At 46.9% G+C, this 11,249-nt stretch carries 11 protein-coding genes; all 11 read left to right on the top strand.

Annotation, left to right across the window (positions count from 1 at the left end):
- Window positions 1-439: 439 nt before the first annotated feature.
- The 11 genes from OKX56_RS08885 (at window position 440) to fliF (ending at window position 11,247) form a co-directional block, all read left to right on the top strand.
- Window positions 440-1,897, top strand: coding sequence for a flagellin N-terminal helical domain-containing protein (locus OKX56_RS08885; protein WP_019226121.1), 1,458 nt, complete (start codon window positions 440-442; stop codon window positions 1,895-1,897).
- A 174-nt stretch (window positions 1,898-2,071) separates the two neighbouring features.
- A complete protein-coding gene (locus OKX56_RS08880) occupies window positions 2,072-2,446 on the top strand; it encodes a flagellar protein FlaG (protein ID WP_019226122.1) in 375 nt (124 codons plus the stop codon).
- Between the two features lie 48 nt (window positions 2,447-2,494).
- The gene (fliD, locus tag OKX56_RS08875) at window positions 2,495-3,934 is read left to right on the top strand and encodes a flagellar filament capping protein FliD (RefSeq protein ID WP_019226123.1); all 1,440 of its coding nucleotides are present in this window, start codon (window positions 2,495-2,497) and stop codon (window positions 3,932-3,934) included.
- Window positions 3,935-4,006: 72 nt separating this feature from the next.
- Window positions 4,007-4,411: a flagellar export chaperone FliS gene (gene fliS, locus OKX56_RS08870; protein ID WP_019226124.1), complete on the top strand. Its 405-nt coding sequence runs from the start codon at window positions 4,007-4,009 to the stop codon at window positions 4,409-4,411.
- Window positions 4,412-4,413: 2 nt separating this feature from the next.
- Window positions 4,414-4,923: a hypothetical protein gene (locus tag OKX56_RS08865; RefSeq protein WP_287896182.1), complete on the top strand. Its 510-nt coding sequence runs from the start codon at window positions 4,414-4,416 to the stop codon at window positions 4,921-4,923.
- A 226-nt stretch (window positions 4,924-5,149) separates the two neighbouring features.
- Entirely contained in the window at window positions 5,150-7,255 is a 2,106-nt protein-coding gene (locus tag OKX56_RS08860) for a chemotaxis protein CheA (RefSeq protein ID WP_019226126.1), read from the top strand.
- 19 nt (window positions 7,256-7,274) lie between these two features.
- Complete coding sequence (locus OKX56_RS08855) at window positions 7,275-7,721, top strand: chemotaxis protein CheW (protein ID WP_019226127.1); 447 nt, start codon at window positions 7,275-7,277, stop codon at window positions 7,719-7,721.
- Window positions 7,705-8,820 carry a protein-glutamate methylesterase/protein-glutamine glutaminase gene (locus OKX56_RS08850; RefSeq protein ID WP_019226128.1) on the top strand — a complete coding sequence of 372 codons (1,116 nt, stop codon included), beginning with the start codon at window positions 7,705-7,707 and terminating at the stop codon, window positions 8,818-8,820. Before OKX56_RS08855 ends, OKX56_RS08850 begins: the two co-directional genes overlap by 17 nt.
- Before the next feature lie 6 nt (window positions 8,821-8,826).
- On the top strand, window positions 8,827-9,309 hold the full coding sequence (gene flgC, locus OKX56_RS08845; RefSeq protein ID WP_019226129.1) for a flagellar basal body rod protein FlgC: 483 nt from the start codon (window positions 8,827-8,829) through the stop codon (window positions 9,307-9,309).
- 3 nt (window positions 9,310-9,312) lie between these two features.
- Window positions 9,313-9,633, top strand: coding sequence for a flagellar hook-basal body complex protein FliE (fliE, locus tag OKX56_RS08840; RefSeq protein ID WP_019226130.1), 321 nt, complete (start codon window positions 9,313-9,315; stop codon window positions 9,631-9,633).
- 18 nt (window positions 9,634-9,651) lie between these two features.
- Window positions 9,652-11,247: a flagellar basal-body MS-ring/collar protein FliF gene (gene fliF, locus OKX56_RS08835; protein ID WP_019226131.1), complete on the top strand. Its 1,596-nt coding sequence runs from the start codon at window positions 9,652-9,654 to the stop codon at window positions 11,245-11,247.
- Window positions 11,248-11,249: the final 2 nt, after the last annotated feature.

Below are 11,249 nucleotides of genomic sequence, written 5' to 3'. Positions count from 1 at the left end.
CCAATATGATTATGGATACTTTTCTTAGCACTATTCCACGGTCTTTCAAAGAACGATTGTTGTTTGCAACCTGATGTGTCAGAAAAATCATGGCTTTAACCATTATTTAATGGTGGGAAAGTTGAGTCATTAATTATATAATTTAGGATTGTAAAATCATTTATAGTCTAGGAATTTGGGCTTTTCTTAATATATAAATCAATTTTTGAGCATTCTTAAACAAAATGCATACCTAAGATAATTTGCTAAAAAACAAAGCAATAAAGCGAAATCAAGAGATAATTGTGAATAAGTCCTATATTTTGATCGAATATGCTTGTAAAGAAGCAAAAGACTTATTCCGATAAGATAACTGAAATGGTTTCCGGACCGGCCTGGAAACAAAATCAGGAACGTTCTGCAAGGATGCGGAACGAATAAAATTCATGGAGGGATAATCATGATCGTTAATACCAACATTTCGAGCTTAAATGCTCAGCGCAGTCTGTATAGTACCCAGAATACTATGCAGAAATCTCTGGAGAAACTCTCCTCAGGTTACAGAATCAACAAGGCTGCCGATGATGCAGCAGGTCTGGCCATTACTGAGAAAATGACCGGACAGATCAACGGTTTGAACAAAGCCATCAGCAACGCTTCCAGTGCAATTTCCTTAGTGCAGACTGCTGAAGGTGCCTTGAGCGAATCCCACAGCATTCTGCAAAGAATGAGAGAACTGGCTGTTCAGTCCGCGTCTGATACCAACACAGCAAGTGACCGTGTCAAACTTCAGGCTGAAGTTGACCAGCTTGCCGGGGAACTCACCCGTATTACCAATACTACTGAATTCAACACCCAGAACCTGTTGGCCGGTGGACTGAGTGACACCTTCCATGTCGGTGCTAACGCCGGACAGAGTGTAAGCCTCTCAATTGGTGCGATGGATGCATTTTCATTAGGGGTATCGACCTCAAGAGCACAACTGGGCTTGTATGGTGCCGGTGCAACAACATTAGCAGCTGGGAGTATTGAAGCTAGCTCTTTAGGCAGAGGACTAAGTGCCCAGACATATAAAATTGTAGTAAACAATACTGCTGCTTCAACTGCTGAAATAGCCGACGGTATTACAGGAGGCGTGAGTATTACAGCTGGCACATATAATGGAGACAGAAATGAAAATTTGATGATCAAAGTTGACGCTGTCGCAGCTGGTGATGTTACAGCAGCAAGTTATTCACTCGACGGTGGGACTACTTGGACGGGCGCAACGGTTGCTGCCAATGCATTTGCTTATAAAGGTGCAACTTTCACATTTGGAAACAATGCCGGTAATGCTGTAGGTCAGACCGCCCAATATACCCTAACCGCAGCCAACGATTCAATCCAGTTGCAAGATGCCGCTGGAACTAATATTGGAGCTGCTGTTACCGTCTACAACGATATGAGCTCTGTTACCGTTGGGGATGCTGCATCCAGCAGAACAATGAAAATTAATTCTGCAAGCTTAGGTAGTTTAACTGATGGAACTGCTACGCAGGTCGTAACGATGCTGTCATCTTCCGCTGCTACATTTAATACTGACAAAACGATACTGGCGCAGGCCGTAACTGTAGCAGGTGCGGATATCTCCACCCAAGCAGCTGCCAACACGGCGATTACAACCATCAACAACGCTCTGGAAAGTGTTTCAGCACAGCGTTCCACCCTTGGTGCTATGCAGAACCGTCTGGAACACACCATCAACAACCTGCAGGCTGCTTCTGAGAACCTGACTGCTTCCAGATCGACTATTAAAGACGTCGATATGGCTCAGGAAATGTCCAGCTTCACCAAGAGCCAGATCCTGAGTCAGGCCGGTGTTGCGATGCTGGCCCAGGCTAACCAGGTACCGCAGGCTGTTCTGAAACTCTTGGGTTGATACTTTAGACTTTTTCGCCCGAAGTTTGCCGGTTTTAAACTTTGTGTGAACTTAAAAACCGGTCGGCTTCTGCCGGCCGGTTCTTCAGTATAAGGGACAAATGGAAAGATATTTGCTTAAGGCAAATCGAATAGATTTCAAAGAGAACGAAAATAAGAAAGGGAGGCGATCGAGGTGGTTTCGCCGATCCAACCTGTTGCCAACCAGCTGCCCGTAATACCTGCAGACACTTTTTCCGGACAGAAGCTCCAGCGGGGTAATGATGAGCTGCCCCAGTTTGTCGTTGACAAGAAAGACAATGCTTCGTCCGCTAAGGAAGATGCGCCGAGAGAAGAAGTGGAACAAGCTGCGGAAAAAATGAACCGGCTCCTGGGTCTGGTCAATAAAAGAATGAAATTTGAAATTCATGAACAGTCCAACCGGGTGATGGTTAAGATCATCGATGAAGACAGCGGCGAGGTTTTAAATGAAATTCCGTCAAAAAAGCTTTTAGATATGCTGAGTTCCTTGGATAATTTTGTAGGATTATTGGTTGATAAAAAGGTCTAACATACCGGAATGGTATTCGGCATGTGCAGCCCGTAGGGGGGATTGAAAATGTCTGTAAATTTGCCCGGTTTATCCGGATATGATTTTTCTTCCATTGTCAGTACGATGGTAACCAGCTACAGCCAGCCGTTAACCACGATGCAGGAACGGAAGACGTCACTGGAAACGAAACAGAGTGCCTGGCAGGATGTCAATACAAGATTATCCAGTCTCGAAAATACGCTGACCAAGTTGCAGTCGGCTGCTACTTGGAGTTCGACTTCGGCTTCTTCCAGTGATACTTCTTTGCTGACTGCTTCCGGGGCTTCCGGAGCGGTTCAGGGGACATACAGCATCAAAGTGATTCAGGCAGCAGTAGCCCAAACAGCCGTCAGTGAGGTTCAGACCGTAATGGATACCACTTCTGCAACTTCTTTGGGTGCAGGGAGTTTTAAGATCACCGTCGGTGAAAAGACGGCAGATATCAATGTGGCCGCCGGGGAAAGCCTGAAAGATCTTGCGGATGCCATCAATAATGCCCAGGTGGGTGTCAGCGCATCGGTCATTCAGGTCGAAGGCGGTTACCGTTTGGCGGTCATGTCCAAGCAGACCGGGGAGGAAAATGCGGCATCCTTCTCTGAAGTCAGTGGGACGGTGCTGCATCAGCTTGGAATTCTCAAGGCGGACGATAGCCTGAATGTCAGTCAGGAAGCCAAAGATGCCCAGCTGACGATTAACGGAATTTCCAATATTAAGAGTGCCAGTAATACCGTTACGTCGGCTATTCCCGGGGTCACGCTGAACATCAACAGTGAAGATCCCGATACGACAGTGACAGTGAAGGTAACAGCAAGCTATTCAGAGGCCGAAGCAGCGGTCAAGTCTTTTGTCGATCAGTATAACTCTGTGATGAATTTTATTGATACCAAGGTATCTTTTAATGATACAACAAAGAGCAAAGGGGATCTGTATGCGGATCCGGCCTTGCAGGCAATTCAAAGCAGGCTGAGGCAGATGGTTTCCAATGGGGTTAACAACCCGACCGGCCCGTATAAAGTCCTGTCTGATATTGGCATCTCGACTTCGGCGGACAATTATGGTAAAAGTGCCGCCTTGACATTTGACACGGCAAAATTTAACACGGCCATGAAGGAAAATGCCAACAGTGTCGCCAACTTGTTTGGGGCCCCGGCAGGAGCGGTAACGCCCGTGGATGCGTCAACCGCCTCTCAGCAGGCCGAGGGTCTTGCCAATATCATGGAGGAGTATCTCCATCCGTTGATCATGTATGGCGGCACGATGGATAAGACGAAGAGCACGTATGATGATCAGATTAAAGATATCAAAACACAAATTACAGATTTTACAGCGAAAATCGCCGACTACCAGGAAAAAACCCGGCTGAAATTCTCCAAGCTGGAAACGCAGCTGGCTGGGATCAGCAGTCAGAGCGACTGGCTGACGTCAATGGTGAAATCGATGTCGACAAGCAGTAACAGTGACAAATAAGCTTACAGATTTTGTGCTTTTACGGCAGTAGCACAGCGTATGACTGCATCATTAACAAGGGAGAGTGGCATCATGAGCAACATGCAACCAAATGTTTTCAGCAATCCTCAGACGGCCTATAGGCAGGCAGCGGTGGAAACAGCTTCACCGGATAAACTTTTAATTATGCTCTATACGGGTGCGATCAAGTTCCTGCGTTTAGCGGAGAAGGCGCTTGAAGAGAACAGATACGAAGAAGCGAACAACAGCTTGGTTCGTGTTGGCGATATCATTAATGAGCTTAATACAACCCTTGATATGGAGGCCGGCGGAGAGATTGCCGTCAACCTCAGATCGTTGTATGATTTCTATTATGGTGAAGTCGTCAAAGCGAATATCAAAAAAGATCCTGACTATTTGCGGCCGGTGATTGAATTCTTCGAAGCTTTCAGGGATATGTGGATAGAAACTGCCAGGATCGTCCGTATGGGGGCATAAGTATGTTGGAAAAACTGGTCAAGGATCTGACTGAATTATATACGGAGGATTTTTTGGATTACCAGGAGCTCCTGAGGAAAATGAATACTTTCAGGAGCTTTCTGGATAATATGGAGATGAAAGAAAGGTTAGATGAACGCCTTGAACAGGCGTTATCCGCTTTTTCCGCTTACCGGGATGAATCCTTCGTTCGTTTCCGGGAAAGAGCGGTAAAGTCCCAGACGATTCAAGAAAAGATCTGCTCCGAGACTGGAAATGGTACTTTTGGACTATTGGCTTTACAGCCTCGTATAAGTAAACTAAGCTATGAAGCACTGCTTGCGGCAGGGCAAAGTTTGCAGAGGCATAGGCAGGAGGTCTTGGAACTGGACAGGATCATTATACCGAGATTACAAATGGAGCTGGAAGCTGTTAAACTGGAACTTCACCGGTTTCAAAACGTTCTGACAACACGCAATGCGTATCATCAAAAAGGAACGGCAGAAGCAAGATTCATTAATAAATTAAAATAGATGCCAATCCCCAAAAAAATTCCTGCCAAGGAATTTTTTAATTTGTCGTTTCCCAAATGATTCATTACAATTTTCAACAAAAAATTTAAGGAAAAATTGTGCATAATTCAGTCATTTAAGAGGATTTCCATAAGAAATGGCGAATTTTGTTTTTTGACATACTTTATAACAGATGCCTGCTTTTTATCGTTTTGGTTTATAAGGAATAATAATGGAGGCGTGAATTATGAGTCAGGCTGATAAAAAAAATATGGGGATTGATCTTGATGACTTTCTGGAGTTCTACTTACTCGATTCTCAGGAGCAAATAGAAAAGCTTGGCTCCGGCCTGCTGGAATTAGAAAGAGACGGCGAAAATATTTCGCTGGTTAATGATCTTTTCCGAAGTGCGCATAGTTTAAAAGGCGCCTCGGGAACGATGGGATTTACCCCGATCGTCGAATTAACGCATGCCGCGGAAGATCTGCTCGATAAACTGAGACAGGGAAAAATGCTGGTAACCAATGAGATTATTGATGTGCTGCTGGCGGTAACCGATAAAGTAAAAATGATGTTGGCGCAGGTCGGGCAGCGTTTAGCTATTTCAGTCGATTATGGGGATCTGACCTCTCAGATGAAGACCATCACCGAGACCGGAGCCCTGGCGCAAGAAAGCAAGCCGTTCGCCGGAAAAAATCAGGCAGAAGAAAAGGAAGACAAGCCCGGGGTTGCCTTCGCTCTGTCACCGGAGGAAACCGGGACGGTCAGAGAAGCGGCATTTGCCAGCAAGTCTGTTTATCGGCTGAACGTGGTACTTGAACCGAATACCATGATGAAAGCGGTAAGGGCGGTCATGACTATTCAAAGGCTGGAGCTGCTCGGCAATGTTGTGAAGATCATCCCTTCAATTGATGAGCTTGAAGTTAGTGATGCACTGGAGTTCAATATGCTGTTTGTGACCAATGAATCGCAGGAAGACATCCGGGCTGACATTCTAGAAATATCCGAAATTTTCGACGTCCGGGTCATGAATTACACATTGCCGGAATCAGATGTAAATCCTATCAGGACAGAGAAGAATGTCGAAGAACCCGCTTCCATGAGCCGTTCAAAACAAGCGAATCAGCCTGTTGAACAAAACAATGAACAGCCGCAGAAAGATGTTAATCAGGTGCATACGATCCGTGTGGACACAGCCAGAATGGATAACCTGATTAATCTTGTCGGAGAAATGGTGATTACCAGAACCAGACTGGTGAAAATCGGTCAGGACCTGCAGACGGAAAACCAGTCCGATCCGCTTGTTTCAAACCTTAATGAAGCAAATGTCTACCTTGGGCGTTTGATGAATGATCTTCAGGAAAGTGTCATGAGGCTGCGTATGGTGCCGATTGGCACGATATTCAGCCGTTATCCGCGTCTTGTCCGGGATTTTTGCCGGAAGACCGGTAAAAGGATCGAACTTGTTATTCACGGTGAAGAAACAGAACTGGACAAGATCGTCATCGAAATGATCGGTGACCCGTTGACACATATTATCCGCAACTCGGTTGACCACGGCATAGAGCCGCCAGAAGAAAGGCTCACAGTCGGAAAGCCTGAAGCAGGAACGATTACCCTTGATGCCTACCATGAAGGAAACCATATTGCCATCATCGTCTCGGATGACGGCGCCGGACTTAACCTCGATAAAATCTACAAAAAAGCTGTAGAAAAAGGCCTGATCAGTGAAAGGGAAGGCTTATCTGAAAACGATATTGCCAATCTTATTTTTCTGCCCGGATTCAGCACCGCCGATCAAATAACGGATATCTCCGGACGCGGTGTCGGTATGGACGTTGTGAAAAAAGCCATTACGAATTTAGGCGGCATCGTTGATATCAAGACAAGTAGGGGTGCCGGAACGTCGATGATTATCCGGCTGCCGCTGACGCTGGCTATTATTCAGGCGCTGCTCGTTGAAGTGGGTAATGAGACCTATGCAGTACCCTTGTCTTCCGTGGTTGAGACGCTTCTTGTCAACAAGTGTGATATTAAGAGTGTCGGAAGCTTGCCGATGGTTCAGCTCAGGGGCAATACCCTGCCGCTGATTTCTTTAAAACAGAAATTTGATTTACCCGAAAGTGCAGCCATCCATGATGAAGTCTATGTCGTTGTGGTTGGTTTGGGCGATAAAACCGTAGGACTTATCGTCGATGAACTACAGGGCCAACAGGAGGTTGTCATCAAGTCTCTGGGAGATTATCTGAACGGTTTACCGGGGATTGCAGGGGCAACCATTCTCGGAGACGGCAAAGTAACATTGATTTTGGACATCGGATCTCTTCTACAGGATATTTTAATCAAGCATTAAGAAAGGCGGTACTCTAATTATGGCGGAAGAACAAATGGTTACTTTTTCGTTAGGTTCGGAAGAATTTGGAGTGGATATTATGAAGGTCCAGGAAATCATCCGGATCCCTCCTATTACCAGAGTACCAAAGGCCCGCAGCTATATTGAGGGTGTCATCAATTTGCGCGGAAACGTCATTCCGATTGTTAATCTCAGGTCCCGGTTTGGTATGCTTGCCGCGGAAGAAACCGATTTAAGCAGGATCGTTGTTCTGCAAATTGACGGCAGGGTGTTTGGCATTCGGGTTGACAGCGTGACAGAAGTGCTGTGGCTGGACAGTGAAGCGATAGAACCGCCCCCGCCGATAGCACTTGGCATGGATTCAAATTACATCCGCGGAGTTGGCAAGATAGGTGAAAGACTGCTCATCCTCCTGAAGCTGGATCAACTGATAAGTGGAGATGGTATGAATGAACAAATTGCTTAAGCCGATCAAGGTCCTGGTTGTCGATGATTCACCTTTCATCAGGATGTCTTTGAAAAAAATATTGAGCAGTGATCCGGCTATTCAAGTCGTGGATACTGCACAGGATGGAAAAGAAGGGATATTGAAGCTTCAAGCCCTAAAACCGGATGTTGTGACCATGGATGTAGAGATGCCGGTGATGAACGGATTGGAAGCGCTGGAAGAGATCATGCGCTGGCAGCCGACACCGGTCATTGTGTTAAGTTCCGTAACAACTGACGGCACCAAGATGACGATGAAAGCATTTGACCTTGGTGCTGTTGAGGTTGTCGCGAAGCCTTCAGGCAGAGAGGGAGATGATCTCGCAGTCCTGGCTGAAGAGATTATCTTGAAGATCAAAAGTGTTGCCGGTGTAGATCCTACGCGTTTGAACAAAAAAAGTATGGGGTCTGCGCCACCGCTTGTTAGACAGCAGATGCAGCCAACTCCCGGATTGGGAAAACAGGATGCAGGCAAGCCGGTCGTTAACGTTCCCGGCCGCAAAATAGAAATTGTGGCGATCGGTACTTCGACGGGCGGACCAAGCGCTCTGCAGAATGTTCTGAGCAAGCTGCCCCGAAATTTTCCGGTTCCCGTAATTGTCGCCCAGCATATGCCGGCTGGATTTACAGCCTCCCTGGCTTCCAGGCTGAACAGCATCTGTGAGGTTGCAGTGAAGGAAGTTGAGCACGGCGAGCTGCTGAAAGCAGGTACGGTTTATATCGGACAGGCCGGAAAACAGTTTCAGGTGACAAGAAACAGCAGCGGGCTTATCGCGAATGTCACTGTAGAATCACCGATTGCCACTCTTTACAAGCCGTCTGTCGATGTAATGTTTCTGTCCCTGGCCAAAGAAGCCGGAGCCGGTGTCATGGGAGTCGTGATGACAGGGATGGGGAGCGATGGTCTGGCCGGCATGAAGTCCTTGAAGGCAGAAGGGGCTTATGCGATTGCCGAATCTGAGAAAACCTGTATTATTTACGGCATGCCCCGTGCCATTATTGAAGCGAAACTCGCGGATAGAGTTGTAATGCTTCCCGATATCGGGAATACAATCGTCGAATGTGTGAAAAGGAGGTAGTAAAATATGGGTCTGTTTACCGGTATGAATATCAGCGCGTCGGGTCTCACTGCTCAGAAGCTGAGGCTTGACCTGATTTCTAACAATATTGCCAATATCAATACAACCAATACGGGACAAACAACCGCGGCCGGTAACCCCATTCCTTATCAGCGTGAAGTCGCCGTCTTTTCCTCTCGCCCATCGGAGAAGGATTTTGCAGGTGTATTTAAGGATGCCCGCACCAGCTTAAGCGGTGAAGGAGTTCAGGTCACCGCTGTTATTCAGGATGACAATGAATTCAGGCTGGAATATGATCCGGATAACCCGGATGCGGCCCAAACAGCCGAAGATGGAATCCCGGTCGGCTATGTGCGCTATCCGAATGTGACGCTTGTAGCGGAAATGGTTGACATGATTTCGGCTAACAGGTCTTATGAAGCGAATGTAACCGCCTTGAACGCCAGTAAATCGATGGCTTCCACAGCTCTGGAAATTGGAAAGGGGTAATCTATGAGTAATGCGCTGGGTCCTTTGACGACGATTGTTCCGCTTTCTCCTTTGGATAACACAGGCACTTCCCAAACATCCAAAGCGAACGACGCCAATGGTGCCACTGGTTTTTCTTCTTTTCTGAGTGACGCGCTCAATAAGCTTGAACGTACGCAGGCGGAGGCTGAACAGGCTGCGGCAGATCTGGCCACGGGCCAAGTCGATGATTTCCATACGCCGGTCATTGCCATGGAAAAAGCCAGCCTGACTTTAGGTCTAGCTGTTACCGTACGTAATAAAGTTATAGATGCTTATAATCAGATCATGCAGATGCAAATCTAATTCTAGGGGGAAAGGTAGTTGAATTTTTCCTTAACTGAAATACGGAATGCTGTGCGTAATTTTTGGGAAAAACTGACCAACCCGCAAAGGATCATTCTTGTGGCCGCACCGGTTATTGTTGCGACTGCTTTGATTACACTTATCTTTTGGGCAAGCCGTCCCGAGTATACCGTTCTGTTTTCCGGTTTGGAAACCGAGGAAGCCGGAGCGATCACGGAGGCGCTGAAAGGATTAAAGATCCAATATCAATTGGCGGATGGGGGTTCAACTATCGAGGTTCCTCAAAAGGATGCTGCAGAAGTCCGGCTGCAGCTGGCCAATGAAGGCCTTCCCAGTGAAAGTACCTTTAGTTTTGATTACCTGAATCAAATGAGAATCGGTGAAACTGACGAGGACCGTAAACTGAGGTACGTATTGGGGCTGCAGACAGAACTTGAACAAACGATCGGAACGCTTGACGGTGTGGAATATGCAAGGGTTCATATTGTTATGCCTAAAGACTCGCTGTTTACCGAGCAGCAGGAAGTGACAACCGCTGCTGTAACGATTAAACGAAAATACGGAAAGGAAATGTCGGAAAATCAGGTAAGGGCAATCGCAAATCTTTTATCCTATTCGGTTGAAGGTCTTAGCATAGATAAGGTAACGATTGTCGATACGAACGGCAATGTCTTGTCCGATGCTCTCGGGAGCAGTACTTCCCCGCAAAAATTATCTGCGACCCAGCTTCAGGTTCAGCAAACGTATGAAAACGACATCCAGAATTCCGTGCAAACGATGCTGGATAAAGTGTTTGGGACGGGTACCACCATCGTCAGAGCGAACGCCACCATTGACTTTGATCAAAAAAAGATTACCAGTCAGAAAAATGAAACCGGGGCTGTTACCAGCCGTCAGGAAGTCACGGAGAAAAGCAGCAGTACTTCTGCCAACGGGGGTGTTGCCGGCACGGAAACCAATGTGCCCGGATATCCGGTTACCGGCCAAAACGGCACGACCTCAACTTCGGAGAAAAATAGTCTGACGGAAAATTTCCAACCAAGCGTGACGCAGGAAGAAACGGTCGTAACTCCGGGGCAGATCAAAAGGCTGACCGTATCTGTTCTGGCGGATTCGGACAGCGTGACGGATGAACAGCTTGATAATGTTAAGAATATTGTTTCTTCTGCGGTCGGCTATAATCAGGATCGCGGTGATGTGATTGAGGCGGCCAGACTGCCTTTTGAAAAGACGACGGCGCTTGAAGAACAGGCAGCGATAGAAAATGCCGTCCGCAAGGCCCAAATTCTGCAATATGCGGAAATTGGCGGAGGTGTGTTGCTGGCAATTGTTCTTTTGCTTGCATTCTTAAGGTCTAGAAGGAAACAATCGGCGCTCAAGTCGATGGATATAGCGGATGGATCGAGATTTGTCACGCTGCAGGAAGCTGAACAGATCCTGGCGTCGCAGATTGAGGCTGAACGGCAGGCCGATTTGAAACTTGCTCGGAAGAAAGCCAAAACGACAGAAGAGATTGAAAAAGAGAAGATTCGTCAAGAAGTCGAAAAATTTACGGTGGAAAATCCGGATGATGTGGCAAGATTAGTCAAAACCTGGCTGACTGAGGAGCAATAAAG

It is taken from the genome of Dehalobacter sp. (assembly GCF_030063005.1).
GTDB lineage: Bacteria > Bacillota > Desulfitobacteriia > Desulfitobacteriales > Syntrophobotulaceae > Dehalobacter > Dehalobacter restrictus.
Note: the sequence above shows the minus strand (reverse complement) of the source record. Positions and strands in the feature narration are given on the sequence as shown.